At 69.5% G+C, this 18,141-nt stretch carries 16 protein-coding genes; 5 read left to right on the top strand and 11 right to left on the bottom strand.

Annotated elements, in window-relative coordinates; translation table 11 throughout:
- The 3 genes from HNP48_RS15575 to HNP48_RS15565 form a co-directional block, all read right to left on the bottom strand.
- Window positions 1-675, bottom strand: a complete 675-nt coding sequence (locus HNP48_RS15575; RefSeq protein ID WP_184858496.1) for a GNAT family N-acetyltransferase — start codon at window positions 673-675, stop codon at window positions 1-3.
- On the bottom strand, window positions 672-1,196 hold the full coding sequence (locus tag HNP48_RS15570) for a MarR family winged helix-turn-helix transcriptional regulator (protein WP_184858494.1): 525 nt from the start codon (window positions 1,194-1,196) through the stop codon (window positions 672-674). The genes HNP48_RS15575 and HNP48_RS15570 overlap by 4 nt, the downstream gene beginning before the upstream one ends.
- Window positions 1,197-1,276: 80 nt before the next feature.
- Complete coding sequence (locus HNP48_RS15565; protein ID WP_184858492.1) at window positions 1,277-2,017, bottom strand: LuxR family transcriptional regulator; 741 nt, start codon at window positions 2,015-2,017, stop codon at window positions 1,277-1,279.
- A gap of 152 nt (window positions 2,018-2,169) precedes the next feature.
- Between HNP48_RS15565 and HNP48_RS15560 the strand changes: the two genes are divergently transcribed.
- On the top strand, window positions 2,170-3,300 hold the full coding sequence (locus tag HNP48_RS15560; RefSeq protein ID WP_184858490.1) for a sensor histidine kinase: 1,131 nt from the start codon (window positions 2,170-2,172) through the stop codon (window positions 3,298-3,300).
- A complete protein-coding gene (locus HNP48_RS15555; protein WP_184858488.1) occupies window positions 3,297-4,082 on the top strand; it encodes a LytTR family DNA-binding domain-containing protein in 786 nt (261 codons plus the stop codon). The genes HNP48_RS15560 and HNP48_RS15555 overlap by 4 nt, the downstream gene beginning before the upstream one ends.
- Here the strand turns inward: HNP48_RS15555 and HNP48_RS15550 are convergent.
- The 6 genes from HNP48_RS15550 to HNP48_RS15525 all read right to left on the bottom strand — a co-directional run bounded on the left by HNP48_RS15550 (window position 3,987) and on the right by HNP48_RS15525 (window position 13,761).
- Window positions 3,987-4,757 (bottom strand): hypothetical protein, encoded by a 771-nt coding sequence (locus HNP48_RS15550; RefSeq protein ID WP_184858486.1) that lies wholly within the window; start codon window positions 4,755-4,757, stop codon window positions 3,987-3,989. The genes HNP48_RS15555 and HNP48_RS15550 overlap by 96 nt on opposite strands.
- Window positions 4,758-4,831: 74 nt before the next feature.
- On the bottom strand, window positions 4,832-6,268 hold the full coding sequence (locus HNP48_RS15545; RefSeq protein ID WP_184858484.1) for an NAD-dependent succinate-semialdehyde dehydrogenase: 1,437 nt from the start codon (window positions 6,266-6,268) through the stop codon (window positions 4,832-4,834).
- Window positions 6,269-6,422: 154 nt separating this feature from the next.
- Window positions 6,423-7,907, bottom strand: coding sequence for an efflux transporter outer membrane subunit (locus HNP48_RS15540; protein ID WP_184858482.1), 1,485 nt, complete (start codon window positions 7,905-7,907; stop codon window positions 6,423-6,425).
- Window positions 7,908-7,930: 23 nt separating this feature from the next.
- Window positions 7,931-11,164, bottom strand: coding sequence for an efflux RND transporter permease subunit (locus HNP48_RS15535; RefSeq protein WP_184858480.1), 3,234 nt, complete (start codon window positions 11,162-11,164; stop codon window positions 7,931-7,933).
- Between the two features lie 33 nt (window positions 11,165-11,197).
- Window positions 11,198-12,439 (bottom strand): efflux RND transporter periplasmic adaptor subunit, encoded by a 1,242-nt coding sequence (locus tag HNP48_RS15530; protein WP_184858478.1) that lies wholly within the window; start codon window positions 12,437-12,439, stop codon window positions 11,198-11,200.
- Window positions 12,440-12,879: 440 nt separating this feature from the next.
- The gene (locus HNP48_RS15525; protein ID WP_221480219.1) at window positions 12,880-13,761 is read right to left on the bottom strand and encodes an alpha/beta hydrolase; all 882 of its coding nucleotides are present in this window, start codon (window positions 13,759-13,761) and stop codon (window positions 12,880-12,882) included.
- Between the two features lie 171 nt (window positions 13,762-13,932).
- Between HNP48_RS15525 and HNP48_RS15520 the strand changes: the two genes are divergently transcribed.
- The gene (locus tag HNP48_RS15520) at window positions 13,933-14,850 is read left to right on the top strand and encodes a LysR family transcriptional regulator (RefSeq protein WP_184858477.1); all 918 of its coding nucleotides are present in this window, start codon (window positions 13,933-13,935) and stop codon (window positions 14,848-14,850) included.
- Between the two features lie 22 nt (window positions 14,851-14,872).
- On the top strand, window positions 14,873-15,151 hold the full coding sequence (locus HNP48_RS15515; RefSeq protein WP_184858474.1) for a VF530 family DNA-binding protein: 279 nt from the start codon (window positions 14,873-14,875) through the stop codon (window positions 15,149-15,151).
- Here HNP48_RS15515 and HNP48_RS15510 read toward each other — a convergent pair.
- Window positions 15,148-15,765: a DJ-1/PfpI family protein gene (locus tag HNP48_RS15510; RefSeq protein ID WP_184858472.1), complete on the bottom strand. Its 618-nt coding sequence runs from the start codon at window positions 15,763-15,765 to the stop codon at window positions 15,148-15,150. The genes HNP48_RS15515 and HNP48_RS15510 overlap by 4 nt on opposite strands.
- A gap of 88 nt (window positions 15,766-15,853) precedes the next feature.
- Between HNP48_RS15510 and HNP48_RS15505 the strand changes: the two genes are divergently transcribed.
- Window positions 15,854-17,185 (top strand): PLP-dependent aminotransferase family protein, encoded by a 1,332-nt coding sequence (locus HNP48_RS15505; protein ID WP_184858470.1) that lies wholly within the window; start codon window positions 15,854-15,856, stop codon window positions 17,183-17,185.
- Between the two features lie 3 nt (window positions 17,186-17,188).
- Here the strand turns inward: HNP48_RS15505 and HNP48_RS15500 are convergent, their stop codons facing one another.
- On the bottom strand, window positions 17,189-18,112 hold the full coding sequence (locus tag HNP48_RS15500; RefSeq protein ID WP_184858468.1) for a carbon-nitrogen hydrolase family protein: 924 nt from the start codon (window positions 18,110-18,112) through the stop codon (window positions 17,189-17,191).
- Window positions 18,113-18,141 lie beyond the last annotated feature (29 nt).

The following is an 18,141-nucleotide window of genomic DNA, read 5'->3' as shown; positions in this document are numbered from 1 at the left end:
CTAGCGTCCGAGCACGGCCACCTGGATTTCCGTGCGCGTCTCGAAGCCCAGGCCCTCGTAGAGCGTGATCGCCGCGCGGTTGCTGACCCAGGCATGCAAAAAGGCCTGCTCGCCGCGCTGCTGGATGGCATGCGCCACCACGGAGGACAGCCGGCGCGCGAGGCCCCGGCCACGGAAGTCGGGATGGGTGCAGACCCCGCTGACCTCCGTGGCGCCCGCAAAGCGCATGCGCTCGCCTGCCATCGCGGCCAGGCGCCCATCGATCCGCACGCCGACAAAGCGGCCCATGCTGTGCGTGCGCGGCAGAAAGGGGCCGGGCTCGGTCAATTGCGCCAGGGCCAGCATCTCGGGCGCATCGGCCTCGCCGAGCACCACCACGTCCTGCGGGCCACCCACAGGTGCAACGGCACGCATCGCCAGCATCTGCACCCCCTGGGCACTGCGCACGAGCTGCAGGCCCGGCGGCACCTGGACCGGTGCCACCTGCGCCAGGTAGACCGACTCGCCCGCGCCCACCAGGGCGGCCAGCGCCGCCAGGCTGGCAGCGCCATCGTCGCGCGCAGACGCGAACAGGTTCACATCGCGCCGGTAGCGCCGGGCCAGGTCGCCGCCTTCGGCGAGGTGCGGCGCATGCAGCAGCGAAGCCCACACGGGGCGGTCAAGGAGGGTATTCATCGGTGTGCCTTTGGGGTCGAGGGTCGTGCGGGTTGGGCCGCGAAGGTGGCTGCTGCGCGCTGCAGCAGCGAGGTGTGTGCGAGGCCCGCTTCCAGGGCGGCGAGCTGGTCGAGCAGCGGCCCCTGCAGCGGCGCGCAGATCTGCGCGACGGAAGCCTCGATCACGGGCCAGACCTCGCGCCGGGCCCGCTCGACCAGGGCCAGCCCGGCCTCGCTGAGCTGCACCTTGCGGATGCGCCGGTCCTGCGCCAGCGAGCCCGACTCCACCAGGCCGCTGGCCTCCAGCCCGTGCAGCGAGCGCGTGACCACGGGCTGGCTGACGCCGACCGCGGTGCTCAGTTCGCCCACGCCCAGCGGGCCATGCCGGTCGAGTGCCGCGAGCAGCGGAAAGTGGGCCGCGGGCAGGTCGATGCCATGCTGCGCCATGAGGGCCTGGGTCTGCGCCTGCAGCGACTCTCCGATGCGCCGAAAGCGCGTGCCGAGGGTGAGGAAGCCGAGCTCCCTGACGGTGTCCTGGACCATGATTTTCCTTAGATATATATCATGCTATGTATTTGATTCAACAAAGTCAAGCCGCCTGCGCAGGACAGGCGAGCGGAGGCTCAGAAGGGACTGGGCTGGATGAGGCCGAGCAGCAGGGCGCGCGCAATGGCGTGCTGGCGGCTGAACACCCCGAGCTTCTGCGCAATGGCCTGGAGGTGGAAATTGGCCGTGCGCTCGGAGATGTGCAGCAGGCACGAAATCTCCCAGGAGGTCTTGCCGTCGGCGGCCCAGCGCAGGCACTGCTGCTCGCGCGGGCTCAGGGTCGGCCGCGTGAGCGGCATGGGCGCCAGGCGCCGCATGGCCTCGTGCACATGGCTGGCCAGCAGGTGCGCATGCGCCTGCACCTGGGCCATGTCGGCCCGGGCCCCGGCGCCCACGCGCGACACCGTGCCGCTCAGTATCCCGACTTCGCCATGGGGCGTGTGCAGGGGCACGCTCAGCCCGGTGCGCAGCCCGTGCTCGGCCGCCTCGCCCATGACCCGCGCGGCAGCAGGGCCCATGCCCTCGCCAGGCAACTGGTGCCACAGCACGGGCAGAATGCTGCGGCTGCAGTAACGCAGAACGGGGTCGTGCACGTGCAGGGCCTGGGCCATGTAGTGGCCCGTCCAGCCCGGGGGGTAGCCGTCCACCAGCAGCACGCTCGACTGCGCAAAGTGCTCGGGCACCCGCAAGGCGTAGATGAAGTGCTCGAACCCGAGCGCCTGCGCCAGCCGCTGCACCCCTGCATGCAGGCGGGGCAGGTCCGGGCTGTGCAGCAGTTGCTCCAGCGATTCACGAAAAGGCGCAAGCGTCAGATCCATGGCAGTGATGGGTAGGGCCGGGACGGACCAGAATCCATCGCCTGCAACAGGTTGTTGGCGGCCCCATTCCCGCAAGAAGAAGGACCGGGGAGAATTCTTGGCGAGGTTCCCCTGCCCGGAAATTCCAACGACTTGCCTTGCCCGACGAAGCCATGCCCATTTCGACGAATGGATCGAAACCGTCGACGAACGACACCACGGCCACCCAGAGCGATGCCGCCGCCTCGGCGCGCGGCCCGTGGGCGGGCCTGCCCGGCACGACCGCCAAGCTGGCCGCGGTGTTCTGGAGCGCCGTGCTGCTGAGCGACAGCATCCTGTGGGGGATCGCCGGGGTCGACCCGCTCGCATCCTTCCCGGGCAAGCTGGTGCTCAACAGCTTCGGCGCCCTGCTCACCGTAGGCATGTCCGCGCTGCTGTTCTGGATGCGGCGGCGCGGCATCCTGTTCAAGGCAGCCATGGCCTTCGTGCTGTCCATGGCCTGTGCGCCGCTGTACAGCCTGCTGGACTTCCAGGTCTACAGTCTCCATATGGCGCCCGAGGTGCCGGCCTTCGAATGGCGCAACTTCGGCTTCACCATGGTGTCGAGCATGGCGATGTTCTTCGGCTGGTCGTGCCTGTATGTGTCAATGGTCTACGCCTTCGAGGTGCGCGACCGCGAACGCAGCCTGGCCGCCGCTCGCGAGGAAGCCCTGCTCGCCCAGATGCGCGCGCTGCGCTACCAGGCCAACCCGCATTTCCTGTTCAACACGCTCAATTCCATCGCCGGCCTGGTGGAGGAAGGCGCCACCGCGCGCGCCGGCCGCATGCTGCTGTCGCTGTCGATGTTCCTGCGCACCACGCTGACCATCGATCCGCTGCAGGACGTCACGCTGGCGGACGAGCTGGTGCTGCAACAGGACTACCTGGAGATCGAGCAGGAGCGCTTCTCCGACCGCATGGACTTCCAGGTGGAGGCCACCGACGAAGTGCGGCAGGCGCTCGTGCCCAGCCTGATCCTGCAGCCGCTGATCGAGAATGCGGTGAAGCACGGCGTAGGCCAGTCGGCTGCCCACACGCGCATCCGCATCCGCGCGCTGCGCCAGCAGGAGGTGCTGCGGCTTGTCGTCGAGAACGACCTGGCGGCCGCGCGCTCGCCAGGCGGCGCGGTGGTCGGCCTGGGCATCGGCCTGCGCAATGTGGCCGACCGCCTGCGCATGCGCTTTGGCGAGGCGGGCCGTTTCAGCGCCAGCACCGTGGACGGCCGCTTTCGCGCCGAGATCGAACTGCCCTGGAGAACCGGATGAGCGCCATCATGAATGTACTGGTCGTGGACGACGAGCCCCTGGCCCGGCGCAGGGCCGTCCGGCAACTGCAGCGCCTGCAGTGGGTCGGCGCGGTCGAGGAGGCAGGTACGGTGCAGCAGGCCCTTGCCAGGCTGGCCGATTTCGACGCGCAGATCGTCCTGCTGGACATCCAGATGCCCGGGGGCAGCGGCTTCGACCTGGTGGCCCGCCTGCCCGCACCGGCGCCGGCCATCGTCTTCGTGACCGCCTTCGACGACCAGGCCTGCCGCGCCTTCGATGCGAACGCGGTGGACTACGTGACCAAGCCCATCGACCCGGTGCGCCTGCACCTGGCCCTGGAGCGGGCACGCCAGGCCGTGCTGTCGCACGGCCGCCAGGAGCGGATCACCGAACTGGAGGAAGTCGTCGCCAGCCTGCGCAGCGCCGCCGCACACCGCAGCGCAGGCAGCAGCGACCTGTGGGTGAAGTCGGGCCCCAACTACCTGCGCATCCCGTGCAGCAGCATCACCCACATCCAGGCCGAACGCGACTACGCGCGCATCCATGCCGAGGGCCGCGATTACCTGCACAACGAAAGCCTGTCAGAGCTGGAACGCAGCCTTCCCGCAGGGGAGTTCCTGCGCATCCACCGCAGCACGCTGGTGCGCCTGGGCGCCATCTCGCATGTGGCGGTCGGCCGCTACGCCTCACTGAGCGTCGTGTTCCCCGGGGGCACGAGCGCCAAGGTCGGGCGGACCTATGCGGCCGATGTCCGGGCCCGGCTGGCACCGCCCGCCCCCTGAAGGGAGGGCCGCCATCACCTGCGCCAACCAGTTGGGCGCAGGGCCGGTGGTGGCAGCGCTGCGGGCAAACAGGCGCGTGAAGTGCCGAAACTCCGTCAGATCACCCGGGGGCAGCGTCTGCGCGACGGCCGCAAAACGCTCCAGCAAACCGACGGCCTCGGGGTAAATGTCCGCCACCTGTTCGATGTAGGCAATGGCAAACACCAGATTGGACAGCACGGGCCTCTCGGGCTTGCGCTCCAGCTTGCGGATCAAGGGCGCGCTCCAGGCCTGCACGGCCGGCCAGGCGCGCGGATCGGCCACGGCCGCCAGGGCCCAGAGCACATAGCTCTTGAGCGTGCCCTTGCGCACCAGGCATTCGGTGAGCCAGTCCGTCGCGTCGGCTCCGCAGAGCCGGGCCACGGCCAGGACCGAGGTGGCCTTGACGTCCTGGATCGAGAAATCGGCCAGTGCCTTGAGGACCGGCAGGGCCTCGGTGGCCTGGAGGTCCGCCAGGGCGTGGCAGGCCAGTGGCATGGCCGATCGGGGCTTGTGGTCACGCAGTACGCCCAGCAGGCCCGGGACGTCGTAGGCAACCCCCAGCCGGCGGAAATAGGCCTGGTCTTGCAGCATGTCGCCCTCGCCGCGCACCAGGGCTGCGGCACAGGGGTGCAGTACGGGTACAGGTGTCGGCATGCCCTGGCTCACGCAGGATGGAAGAAGGCAGGCCCCTGGGATCCAGGGACCTGCCGGCAAGGATCAGACCGCCATCAGGCGTTCATGATCGAGACCAGGCGCGTGTTCAGGTGCGCCTCGACGGCTTCGGAGCCGCCTTCGGAGCCATAGCCCGAGTCCTTCAGGCCACCGAAGGGCAGTTCGGCCGCGGGGGCGGCAGCCTGGTTGATCCACAGCATGCCCACTTCCAGGCGCTGCGACAACAGGTGCGCATTCTTGAGCGAGCGCGTGAAGGCATAGCCGGCCAGGCCGAACGGCAGGCGGTTGGCTTCGGCGATCGCGTCCTCGATCTTCTCGAAGCCGCGCACGGCGGCCACGGGGCCGAAGGGCTCTTCGTTGAAGATGCGGGCCGACAGCGGCACGTCGTTGAGCACCGTGGGCTGGAAGAAGTTGCCTTCGCTGCCGATGCGCTCGCCACCGGCGGCCAGTTGGGCGCCCTGCTGCACGGCGTCGGCCAGCAGGTCGGCCATGGCGGTGACGCGGCGCGGGTTGGCCAGCGGGCCCATCTGCGTGCCCTGGACCAGGCCGTCACCGACCTTCAGGCCCTGGGCATGGCCCGTGAGCGCGGCCACGAACTCGGCGCGGATGCTCTCGTGCACCAGAAAGCGCGTGGGCGAGATGCAGACCTGGCCGGCGTTGCGGAACTTGGCACCGCCGGCGGCCTTGATGGCCAGGGCCACGTCGGCATCCTCGGCCACGATGACGGGGGCGTGGCCACCCAGTTCCATGGTCACGCGCTTCATGTGCTTGCCGGCCAGGGCCGCGAGCTGCTTGCCCACGGGCGTGGAGCCGGTGAAGGTGACCTTGCGGATCACGGGGTGGGGGATCAGGTAGTTGGAGATCTCGGCCGGGTCGCCATAGACCAGGCCCACGGTGCCTGCGGGCACGCCGGCATCGGCGAACGCGCGGATCAGTTCGGCCGGGCTGGCCGGGGTCTCTTCAGGGGCCTTGACCAGGATGGAGCAGCCGGCCGACAGCGCGGCCGCGAGCTTGCGCACCACCTGGTTGATCGGGAAGTTCCAGGGCGTGAAGGCCGCCACGGGGCCCACGGGGTCCTTGATGACCAGTTGCTGGGCCTTGAGGTTGCGCGACGGCACGATGCGGCCGTAGACGCGCATGGCTTCGTCGGCGAACCATTCGATGATGTCGGCGGACGCCATGGTCTCGACCTTGGCTTCGGCCAGGGGCTTGCCCTGCTCCTGCACCATGATGGCGGCGATCGCTTCGGCGCGCTCGCGCATCAGCGCGGCGGCGCGGCGCATGGTCTTGGCACGGTCCGCGGCGGGGATGTCGCGCCAGGCCTCGAAGCCCTTCTGGGCGGCTTCGAGCGCACGGTCCAGGTCGGCCTTGCCGGCGTGGGCCACGCGGCCGATTTCCTTGCCCGTGGCAGGGTTGTGCACGGCAATGGTCTTGCCGTCGGCGGCGTCCTGCCACTGGCCGGCGATGAAGAGGCGGGTATCGGGATAACTCATGCGGATGCTCCTGATTAGCAAGGGGTGTGAAGGGGACGGCCACAAAACCAACCCGTCGGTCGGATGGCAACACCCGGCACTATAGGCCCCTTGCCGCAGGCCGGGGCGTGCGCCCCGGAAAGCCCCTGTCAAGATCCCCAGGGACAGCCGCCGCTCAGCGGCCGGGCGCCTGCGCCAGGGTCGCGCCCTTGGCATCGCCCCAGCCGCCGCCCAGCGCGCGGATCAGGCCCACGGTGGCGGTGTACTGCGCGGTGCGCACCTGCAGCGCCTGGCGGCGGTTGCGCAACTCGCTGCGGCGCGCGTCCAGCAGTTCGAGCTGGCTCACCAGGCCGTTGCGGTAGCGCGAGTCCGACAGCTGCGTGGCACGCACGGCCGACTGCACGGCGCGGCCCTGGGCCTCGGCCTGGCCGGCCAGCAGGCGCAAGGCGCTCAGCTGGTCCTCGACCTCGCGGAAGGCCGTGAGCACCTGGCCGCGGTGGGCCGCCATGGCGGCTTCCAGCCGCGCGCGGGCGCCCTCTTCCTGGGCCTTGCGCTGGCCACCGTCGAAGATCGGCAGCGACAGCAGCGCGCCGATGCCCCAGGAGCGGGCCGACCACTTGAACAGGTCGCCGAGCTCGGGCGATGCCTGGCCGGCATTGCCCGTGAGCGTGATGGCCGGGAACCAGGCCGCTTCGGCCACGCCCACGCGCGCCTGGGCCGCCAGCACCGAGGCCTGGGCCGCCGACACATCGGGCCGGCGCGCCAGCACCGTGCCGGGCACGCCGGCCGGAATCACAGGCAGGGCCGCATCGCCGGTGGCCGGTGCCACGGCAAAGCCGGTGGCCACATCGCCCACCAGCACGGCCAGCGCGTTGGACAGCAGCGCCTGCTGGCGCTCCAGCGCCAGGGCCTCGGATTCGGTGGCGGCGACCTCGGTCTGCACGCGCGCCACGTCGAGCTCGGCCACGTCGCCCGCCTGGAAGCGCCGCTGCGTCAGGCGCAGCGTGTCGCGGTAGGCGGCCAGGCTTTCGCGCACCAGCACCTGCTCGGCCTGCACCGAGCGCAGTTGCAGGTAGGTCTGGGCCACGTCGGCCTGCACCAGGAGGCGCGTGCTCTGCAGCAGCGCATCCCGGGCCTGGGCATCCAGGCGCGCCGCGTCGCTGGCCTTGGACAGGCGGCCGAACAGGTCGACCTCGTAGGAGATATTGAGCCCCACCGTGGTCAGCGTGGACGCATCGGTGCTGCCCGTGGTGCCGGCACCGGCCTGGCGCGTCGCGCCGGCCGAGGCCCCCACCTGCGGGGCCCGCGCGGCGTCGGCCGAGCGCAGCAGCGAGCGCGCCTCGGCCAGGCGGGCCGCGGCCTCCTGCACCGTGGTGTTGCCGCTGGCGGCACGCTCCACCAGGCCGCTGAGCACCGCGTCCTGGAAGCCCAGCCACCATTCGCCGCGCGGCTGGGCCTCGGCAGGGGCGGCGGTGGTCCAGGCGGGCGCGCCATCGGCCACGCTGAAGCTGGCGGGCACGGCCACGCCGGCATGCGCGGGCTGCGGCGCAACGGGCGTGCCCATGCACCCGGCCAGCACCAGGGCCGCGGCCAGCGGCGCCAGGCGGGCCGCACGCCGCACGCTCAGGGAAGGTTCAGAAAACATCGTATGGACATTCATGGCAAAGACTCCTTTGCGCTCATTCATTCGTCATGGCCGCGCGGTGCAGCCAGGATGGGGTGGGCCACGGCGCCGGGGCCGGTGGCATCGGTCAGCGGTGCCGTGTGGCTGCCGTGGTTGGCCAGCGGACGGTTGCCTGCCATGCGGCGCAGCACCACATAGAACACCGGCGTGAGGAACAGGCCGAAGGCCGTGACCCCGATCATCCCGGCAAACACCGCCACGCCCATGGCGCTGCGCATCTCGGCGCCGGCACCGGTGGACAGCACCAGGGGCAGCACACCCATCACGAAGGCCAGCGAGGTCATCAGGATGGGGCGCAGGCGCAGGCGGCTGGCCTCGATGGCGGCCTGCACGGGGGTGCGGCCGACGAACTCCAGCTCGCGGGCGAACTCCACGATCAGGATGGCGTTCTTCGCCGACAGCCCCACCAGCACGATGAGCCCGATCTGCGTGAAGACGTTGTTGTCGCCCTTGCTGAGCCACACGCCCGTCATCGCGGCCAAGAGGCCCATGGGCACGATCAGGATGATGGCGATCGGCAGCGTGAGGCTTTCGTACTGCGCGGCCAGCACCAGGAACACCAGCAGGATGGCGATGGGGAACACCAGCACGGCGGAGTTGCCGGCCAGGATTTCCTGGTAGGTCAGCTCGGTCCACTCGAAGCTGATGCCCTTGGGCAGCGTTTCGGCGGCGATGCGCTCAATGGCGTCCTGCGCCTGGCCCGACGAGAAGCCGGGGCCGGGCTGGCCGTTCACGTCGGCCGCAAGGAAGCCGTTGTAGCGCATGGCGCGCTCGGGGCCGAAGCTCGGTTCGAGCTTCATCAGCGCCGACAGCGGCACCATCTCGCCCGTGGTGGAACGCACCTTGAGCAGACCCACATCGTCGCTGCGGGCGCGGAAGGCCGCGTCCGCCTGCACCCGCACGCTGTAGGTGCGGCCGAACTGGTTGAAGTCGTTGGCGTACAGGCTGCCCAGGTAGATCTGCAGCGTCTCGAAGATGTCCGTCACGGGCACACCGAGCTGGCGTGCCTTGGTGCGGTCGATGTTCGCGTACAGCTGCGGCACGTTGACCTGCCAGCTCGTGAACAGGCCAGCCAGTTCGGGCGTCTGGTAGGCCTTGGCCATGAAGGCCTTCACGGCGCCGTCCATGGCTTCGTAACCCAGCGATGCGCGGTCCTCGATCTGCAGCTTGAAGCCGCCCGTGGTGCCCAGGCCCGCCACCGGTGGCGGCGGGAACATGGCGATGAAGGCTTCCTGGATCTCGCCGAAGGCCTGGTTCAGCTGGCCCGCCACGGCGCCACCGCTCTGGTCGGCGCGCGTGCGCTCGGCAAAGGGCTTGAGCGTGGCGAACACGATGCCCGAGTTCGAGCTGTTGGTGAAGCCGTTGATCGACAGGCCCGGGAAGGCGATGGCGTCTTCCACATTGGGGTTCTTCTTCATGATGTCGCCCATGCGGCGGATCACATCCTCGGTGCGGTCCAGCGTGGCGCCGTCGGGCAGTTGCGCGAAGCCGATCAGGTACTGCTTGTCCTGGCCGGGCACGAAGCCGCTGGGCACGGCCTTGAACAGGCCGAAGGTCAGGCCCACCAGCGCCAGGTAGATCGCCAGCATCACCGCCTTGCGGCCGATGACGCGCTTGACGCCGCCGCTGTAGGCCTCGGAGCCGCGGTGGAACACGCGGTTGAAGCCGCGGAACACGCCGCCCAGCACCTTGTCCATGCCGCGCGTGAGTGCGTCCTTGGGCTCATGGTGGCCCTTGAGCAGCAGCGCGCTGAGCGCAGGCGACAGGGTCAGCGAGTTGATGGCCGAGATCACCGTGGAGATCGCGATGGTGACCGCGAACTGGCGGTAGAACTGGCCCGTGAGCCCGCTGATGAAGGCCAGCGGCACGAACACCGCGACCAGCACCAGCGCGATGGCGATGATGGGGCCGGAGACTTCGCGCATGGCGCGGTAGGTCGCCTCGCGCGGGGTCAGGCCGGCCTCGATGTTGCGCTCCACGTTCTCCACCACCACGATGGCGTCGTCCACCACGATGCCGATGGCCAGCACCAGGCCGAACAGGCTCAGCGCGTTGATCGAGAAGCCCAGCAGGTGCAGCACGGCAAAGGTGCCCACCACCGACACCGGCACGGCCAGCAGCGGGATGATGGAGGCGCGCCAGGTCTGCAGGAACAAAATCACCACGATCACCACCAGGGCGATGGCTTCGAGCAGGGTGTGGATCACCGACTTGATCGATGCGCGCACGAACTGCGTGGGGTCGTAGGCGATGCGGTATTCCACGCCCTCGGGCATGTTCTTCTGCAGCTCGTCCATGGTCTTGCGCACATTGGCCGAGATGTCGAGCGCGTTGGAGCCGGGTGCCTGGAACACGCCCATGCCCACGGCCGGGTCGTTGTTGAGCAGCGAGCGCAGCGAGTAGTCGGCCGCGCCCAGCTCCAGGCGGGCGATGTCGCGCAGGCGCGTCACCGCGCCGTCGGTGCCGGTCTTGACGATGATGTCGCCGAAGTCGTCTTCGGTCTGCAGGCGGCCCTGGGCGTTGATGGACAGCTGCAGGTCCACGCCGGGCAGGCCGGGCGATGCGCCCACCACGCCGGCCGCGGCCTGCACGTTCTGGCCGCGGATGGCGGCCACCACATCGCTGGCAGAGAGGCCGCGCTGCGCCACCTTCTGCGGGTCGAGCCAGACGCGCATCGAATAGTCGCCACCACCGAAGATCTGCACCTGGCCCACGCCCTGGATGCGCGCGAGGCGGTCCTTGACGTTGAGCACGGCGTAGTTGCGCAGGTAGTCGATGTCGTAGCGGCCGTTGGGCGAGACCATGTGCACGACCATGGTCAGGTCGGGCGCGCTCTTGACCGTGGTGACGCCCAGGCGGCGCACTTCCTCGGGCAGGCGCGGCTCGGCCTGCGAGACGCGGTTCTGCACCAGCTGCTGGGCCTTGTCAGGGTCGGTGCCCAGCGCGAAGGTCACGGTCAGCGTCATCACGCCGTCGGTCGTGGCCTGGCTGCCCATGTAGAGCATGCCTTCCACGCCGTTGATGGATTCCTCCAGCGGCGTGGCCACGGTCTCGGCAATGACCTTGGGGTTGGCGCCCGGGTACTGGGCGCGCACCACCACCGAGGGCGGGGCCACCTCGGGGTATTCGGAGATCGGCAGGCTGCGCAGCGCGATCAGCCCCCCGAGGAAGATGAGCACCGACAGCACCCCGGCGAAGATGGGGCGGTCGATGAAGAAGCGGGATAGATTCATGGCTGGGTGTCTTTCAACAGGCGCTCGGTGCCCTTATGCGGCAGGCGACTTGGCGGCGCGGGCTTCCTTGCGGTCGGCAGGAATCTCGGCCTTGGCGGTCATGGGGACGGACTGCGGAGCGACGACGGCGCCGGGGCGCACGCGCTGCAGGCCGTTGACGATGATGGTCTCGCCGGCCTTCAGGCCCGAGGTGACCACACGCAGGCCTTCGATGGGCGCGCCCAGCGTGACCTCGCGGTACTCGGCCTTGTTGCCCTCGCCCACCACGAGCACGAACTTCTTGTTCTGGTCCGTGCCCACGGCACGCTCGTTGATCAAAATGGCCTGCGAGCTGCGCGCCTGGCCCATGCGGATGCGCGCGAACTGGCCGGGGATGAGGTCGCCGTCTGCGTTGTCGAACACGGCGCGCACGCGCACGGTGCCGCTCTTGGCATCGACCTGGTTGTCGATGAGCTGCAGCTTGCCCGCGTGCGGCGTGCCGCCCGAGGTGCCGGTGCCCATCTGAACAGGGATGCGCTCGATCAAAGTGCGGGCGCTGGTGCCGGACTTGAGGTCCTGCAGCGCCTTTACCACGACCTGCTCGTCGGTGTCGAAGCTGGCGTAGATCGGGCTCACCGAGACCAGCGTGGTCAGCACCGGGGCGCCGGGGCCCGAGGCCACGAGGTTGCCCTGGGTGATCTCGATGCGGCCCACACGGCCGGCCACGGGGGCGCGCACCTGGGTGTAGCCGAGGTTCAGGCGCGCGGTCTGCAGCGCCGCCTGGGCGGCACGCAGGTTGGCGTCGGCCTCGCGCTGGGCGTTCTGGCGCTCGTCATGCTCGCGCTGGGCGATGGCGCTTTCCTGCAGCAGGCGCGTGGCACGCTCCAGCTCGCTGCGGGTGTAGGAGACGCGGGCCTGGGCTGCGGCCACCTGGGCTTCGGCGCGGTCGACTTCGGCGGCATAGGGCGCCGGGTCCACGGTGATCAGGAGGTCGCCCTGCTTGACCAGCGAGCCTTCGCGGAAGTGCACGGACTGCACCGCGCCGGAGACGCGGGCGCGGATGTCCACGCGCTGCACGGCTTCGAGCCGGCCCGAGAACTCGTCCCACAGGGAAATGTCCTGCTGCAGCACGGCGGCCACGGAGACGGGCACGGCCTGGGGCTGGGCCGCGCCGGCGGTGGCCTGGGCCGAGGGCGACTGGAACACCAGCACGGCAGAGGCCGCGACGGCAGCGGCGGCCGTGGCCAGGGTGGCGAGGCCCAGGGGGCGCTTGGGGAAAGGAAGATGGAAGTTCATGGTCACTTTCAGTGGCGGGGCCGTTCTCGTGGAACAGGTCCCGCAGCGGTTTTCAATAGCGGGTGGAGTGGAAGCGGACGAAGTCTGGGCACTGACACGGTGGCAAGGTCAACACTGGCTGCGCGCGGCGGCAGCGTGGGTGTCGGCAGTGGCAGTGCTCCTGGATGCAGCGGCCTGCAGGTCGATGGTGTTCATAGGCAATTCCTCCGTGTCGTTGATATGGGCAAAACAGATCGTCAAAAAGCGCGGGCAACAGCCGGTCCGTACCGATCTCGGTCGGCACTTGCACCGGCTCCTGGCCAGTCATGGGCAAAGCCCCTCCCCTCCGGCGCCAATGGCCGGAAATTGCAGGGTGAGCGCCTTGCTCGGAAGGTGGGGTGGCGGGAGTATCGAACCTCAACTTATGTTGAGGTCAATCACATCCTACAAACCCTGGGGTTTCAGGTGGGGGCCGGACATCGGGTGTCCTCGAAAAACTGCCGGATCTGCAGCAGCGCGCCTTCGGCGCAGGGGCATTCGCGCTGCTCGGCCTCCAGGGCCTCGGGCATCTCGCCGGCTTTGGGGAACACATGGCGCCGCACCAGCAGGCCGGCGGACTCGAGCCGCGCGGCATAGGCCAGCGCCTCGTCGTGCATGGGGTCGGTATCGCCCACCATCACCAGGGTGGAGGGCAGGCCCGCCAGGCGGTGTGCGGTGGCAGGCACGGCATAGGGGTGTTCGGCATCGCGCGGGCAGCGCAGGAAGTTGCGCCAGCCCTCGGTCCATTTGCAGCCGGTGGCATCGCCCGTGGCTTCGCGCACCGAAGCCGTTCCCACGCAGGGGTCGAGCATGGGCGACAGCAGGATCTGGCCCGCGAGCGGCGGGTGCGACTGGTCGCGCGCCATCACCGAGACGGCGGCCGCCAGGTTGCCGCCGGCCTCTTCGCCGGCCAGGTAGATCTGCGCGCCCTGGCCACCGAGCTTGACGCGGTTGCGAAAGGCCCACTGCAGCACACCGTAGCCGGTGTTCACGGGCTGGGGAAACGGGGTCAGCGGGTAGGCCACCGACACCACCACGGCGCCGGCCTGCTCGAACAGCCCGGCCACGGTGCAGCCGGTATCGAGGTCGCCCGTGGTGAAGGCGCCACCGTGGAAATGCACCACCAGCGGCGAGGGCTTGCCGGGCTGCTTGCGGCCATAGACGCGCACCGCCACCTCTTCGCCCTTGGCCACCTCAATGGTGGCATCGGTGCGCTGGGGAGCACCCGCGGCCTTGCCGGAGGCCTTGGAAGAGGCCCCGCTGCGGGAAGACGGCGATGTGGACGGCGAACGGTCGGGCGGCATGGCATGGACCCATTGGATTGACGATGGATGAAATGTAGTCCCTGTCGCCCGCCCGATAAACAGGCCAAAACACCACCGCACTGTTTCCAAAACCTCAACAATCGAACAAAGTCCGCATGTGAGAATTACCCTGCACCCACTGGTGGGTGCAACTACAAGGAGAGAACGCCCATGGACCAGATACAGGCCATGCGCATATTCGTGCGGGTGGTGGAGGCCGGCACGTTCACCCGGGCAGCCGATTCGCTGACCCTGCCCAAGGCCACGGTCACCAAGCATGTGCAGGCGCTGGAGGAGCGCCTGCGCGTGAAGCTGCTCAACCGCACCACGCGCCGCGTCACCGTCACGGCCGACGGCGCGGCCTACTACGAGCGCACGGTGCGCCTGCTGACCGACCTGGACGACATCGAGGCGAGCATGACCAATGCCCGCTCGAACCCGCGCGGGCGCCTGCGCGTGGACGTGGGCACGTCCATGGCGCAGTTGCTGATTTTGCCCAACCTGGCGGAGTTCCATGCGCGCTTTCCCGACATCCAGGTGGATCTGGGCGTGAGCGACCGCATGGTGGACCTGATCAGCGACAACGTGGACTGCGTGATCCGCGGTGGCGAGCTGACCGACCAGTCGCTGGTGGCGCGGCGCATCGGCAACCTCGAATTCATCACCGTGGCCTCGCCCGAGTACCTGGCGCAGAACGGCACGCCCGCACACCCGCTGGAGATCGAGGAAAAGCACTCCATCGTCGTCTACTTTTCGCCACAGTCGGGGCGCCACTACCCGCTGGAGTTCCGCAAGGGCGAAGAGTCGGTGGACATCACCGGCCCCTACAAGGTCAGCGTGAACGAGGCCAATGCCTATGTGACGGCCACCGCATCGGGCCTGGGCATCGGGCAGATCACCAGCTTCCAGGCCACGCGGCACCTGGAAAGCGGTGCGCTGGTGCGCATCCTGCCCGAATGGACGCAGCCGCTGCTGCCCATCTACGTGGTCTACCCACCCAACCGGCACCTGAGCGCCAAGGTGCGGGCCTTTGTGGACTGGACGGCCGAATTGGTGCAGCGCAACTCGCACTTGCAAAGGACGACCTGAGGCGCGCAGGTATGCTCGGGCCATGAGCACCCCAGAGACCCCGCCACCCACCCCGCCCTCCAAGCCCGCCCAACCGCGCAACCCGCTGCATGGCGTGACGCTGGAGGCCATGGTGGTGGCCCTGGCCGACTATTTCGGCTGGGCCGGGCTGGCCGAGCGCATTCCCGTGCGCTGCTTCCAGCACGAGCCGAGCGTGGGCTCCAGCCTCAAGTTCCTGCGCAAGACGCCCTGGGCGCGCGAAAAGGTGGAAAGCCTGTACCTCTTCATGCTGCGCGACCAGAAGCGCAACGGAGAAAGCTAGACCGTTTCGGCCGCGGGCATGTAGCGCTCGATGTGGCCCATGGCGCGGGCCACGTAGTCCTCTTTTTCGCCCACCGGGGCGAAGTAGTGCAGCGCGGCGGCCGCCTCTTCGGCACCCGCCAGGCGCGCAATCACCCAGCCCGCGAGGTAGGACGAGGACAGGCAGCCCCCGGCCGTGGCCACATTGCCGCGGGCAAACAGCGGCTGGTCCAGCACGGTCACGCCCGCGGCCTGCACCCAGGGCTTGGTGGTCAGGTCGGTACAGGCCGGCACACCTTCGAGCAGGCCCAGCTTGGCAAGAACCAGCGCGCCCGAGCACTGCGCGCCCAGCAGTTGGCGCGCGGGGTCGAAGCGCATCTGGGCCATCAGCGCGGCGTCTTCCACCACCTCACGGGTTTGGATGCCACTGCCGACCAGCACCGCATCGGCCTCCTGCGCCCAGGCCAGCGAGGCCTGGTGCGGCTCGACCACGATGCCGTTCATGGAGCGCACGCGCGCCGTGGGGCAGACCAGGGCCACCTCCCAGCCGGGGCGCTTGACCCGGTTGAGGATGCCCAGGGCAATCAGGGAATCGAGTTCGTTGAAGCCGTCAAAGGCCAGCAGGGCGATGCGCATGGTGTTCTCGCAGGGGTGGAAGGATGCGCCATCGTAGGCATTCGACTTAGTACAATCAAAGAATTGTCATAGATACGCTCAGCACCCCATGGGCCTGGTCCGCTACAAACAAGTGGTCGATGCGCTCGCGGCCGATATCCGCGCCGGCCGGCTGCGGCCCGCCACGCGCCTGCCCACGCACCGCGAACTGGCGGCGAAATACGGTTTGGCGCTGGGCACCGCCACCCGGGTGTATGCGGAGCTGGAAGCCACCGGCCTGGTGGTGGGCGAAACCGGGCGCGGCACCTTTGTGCGCGACCCCTCGTACCCGCACCCGGGGGCAGACCTCACCGCGCCGCAGGCCAGCGCCATCGACCTGTCGTTCAACAACCCCAGCGTGCCGGGCCAGACCGAGCAATTGCGCGAGGCGCTGCGCCAGTTGGCGGCCTCGGGCGACCTGGAGTCGCTGCTGCACTACCAGCCTTACGGCGGCCGGCCGCACGAGCGCGCCATCGTGGCGCGGCACCTGCAGTCGCGCTTGCTGAAGGTGCCTGGCGAGCAGGTGCTCATCGTCAACGGCGCCCAGCACGGCATGGCCATCGCGGCGCTGGGCCTGCTCCAGCCCGGCGACATCGTGGCCGTGGACGCCCTCACCTACCCGGGCTTTCGCGTGCTGGCCGAGCGCCTGCGGCTGGACCTGGCGCCCGTGCCCGTGGGGCCCGAGGGCACGGACCTCGACGCGCTGCAGCGCCTGTGCCATGCCCGGCCGGTACGCGCCATCTACACCATGCCCACGCTGCACAACCCGCTGGGCTGCGTGATGCCGGCGCGCGCGCGCGGGCGCCTGGCCATGATCGCGCGCCAGCACGATCTGCTGGTGATCGAGGACGCGCCCTATGCCTACCTGGCCGGCGATGCCCTGGTGCCCATTGCCGCGCTGGCGCCGGAGCGCACGGTGTATGTCTCCAGCCTGTCCAAGAACGTGGCCACCGGACTGCGCTTCGGCTTCGTCGCGGCGGCGCCGGCACTGGTCCCGGCGCTGGAGCGCGCGATCCGCGCCACCTCGTGGAACACGGCGGGCGTGCTCACCGCCATTGCCTGCGCCTGGATCGAGGACGGCACCGTGGCCCGGCTGGAGGCCGAGAAGCGGGCCGACACCGCCCGGCGCCAGGCCCTGGTGACCCAGGTGCTCGGGGGCCTGCCCTTGGTGCGCCACCCGCACTCGTACTTCGTCTGGCTGCCGCTCTCCGACGACCAGCGCGCCGACCGCATTGCCGCCACCCTGCTGCAGCGCGGCGTGACCGTCTCCACCGCCGAGGCCTTTGCCACCACCACGCACGTGCCCCAGGCGCTGCGCGTGGCGCTGGGCTCGGCGCCGCTGGAGGAGTTGCCCCGGGCGCTGGCGCTGGTGCGGCAGGCCGTGGAGCAGGATTCGTCCTGACGCTCAGTCGGTGAACGCCACCGTATGGCGCGCACGCCGGTCCACCTGCAGGGTAAAGATGTCGGGCCGCGCATAGTGGCCCACCACGTCGAAGTCGTAGCGGGCGCGCACCAGTTCCTCCACATCGATCTGCGCGGTGAGCAGGCCGGTGGTGTTCTGCAGCGGGCCCGCGAGCACATCGCCCAGCGGCCCCACGATCATGCTGTTGCCGCGGATCAGTGGGCGGTCGGCGTCCCAGCCGGGTGCGTCGATGCCCAGCGCGCGCGGCGAAGGCTGCACCTGGCAGGCGCTGATGACGAAGCAGCGCCCCTCGTGCGCGATGTGGCGCATGGAGCATTGCCAGATGTCGCGCTCGTCCACCGTGGGCGCACACCAGATCTGCACGCCCTGGGCGTACATGGCGGTGCGCAGCAGGGGCATGTGGTTCTCCCAGCAGATCACCCCGCCCACGCGGCCTGCGGCCGACTCGACCACCGGCAGGGTGGAGCCATCGCCCTGCCCCCAGATCAGGCGCTCGGTGCCCGTGGGCATGAGCTTGCGGTGCTTGGCCACCAGGCCCTGGTCGGGGTCGAAGTACAGCGCCGTGCAGTACAGCGTGCTGCCCGCACGCTCGATCACACCGAGCACCAGCATGGCGCCCGTGCGCTGGGCCAGGCCCGCCAGCGCCTCGGTCTCGGGCCCGGGCACGTCGATGGCGTTCGCGTAATAGCGCGCATAGGCCTCGCGCCCCTCGGGCAAGCGGTAGCCCAGGCGCGTGCCGAAGATCTCGCCCTTGGGGTAGCCGCCCAGCAGGGCCTCGGGCATGACGACCAGGCGCGCACCCGAGGCTTTGATCTCGCCCTCGAAGGCCAGTACGTCGGCCAGGGTCTGGGCCGTGCCCTCGGGGGAGGAACCGATCTGCAGGGCGGCGACAGTGGAAAGTGCCATGGAAGAACTCCGTTGAAAGATGAGGATGC

The organism is Acidovorax soli, assembly GCF_014207955.1.
GTDB lineage: Bacteria > Pseudomonadota > Gammaproteobacteria > Burkholderiales > Burkholderiaceae_C > Acidovorax > Acidovorax soli_A.
The sequence above is the reverse complement of the archived record's forward strand: the minus strand, read 5'-3'. Positions and strand labels throughout refer to the sequence as shown.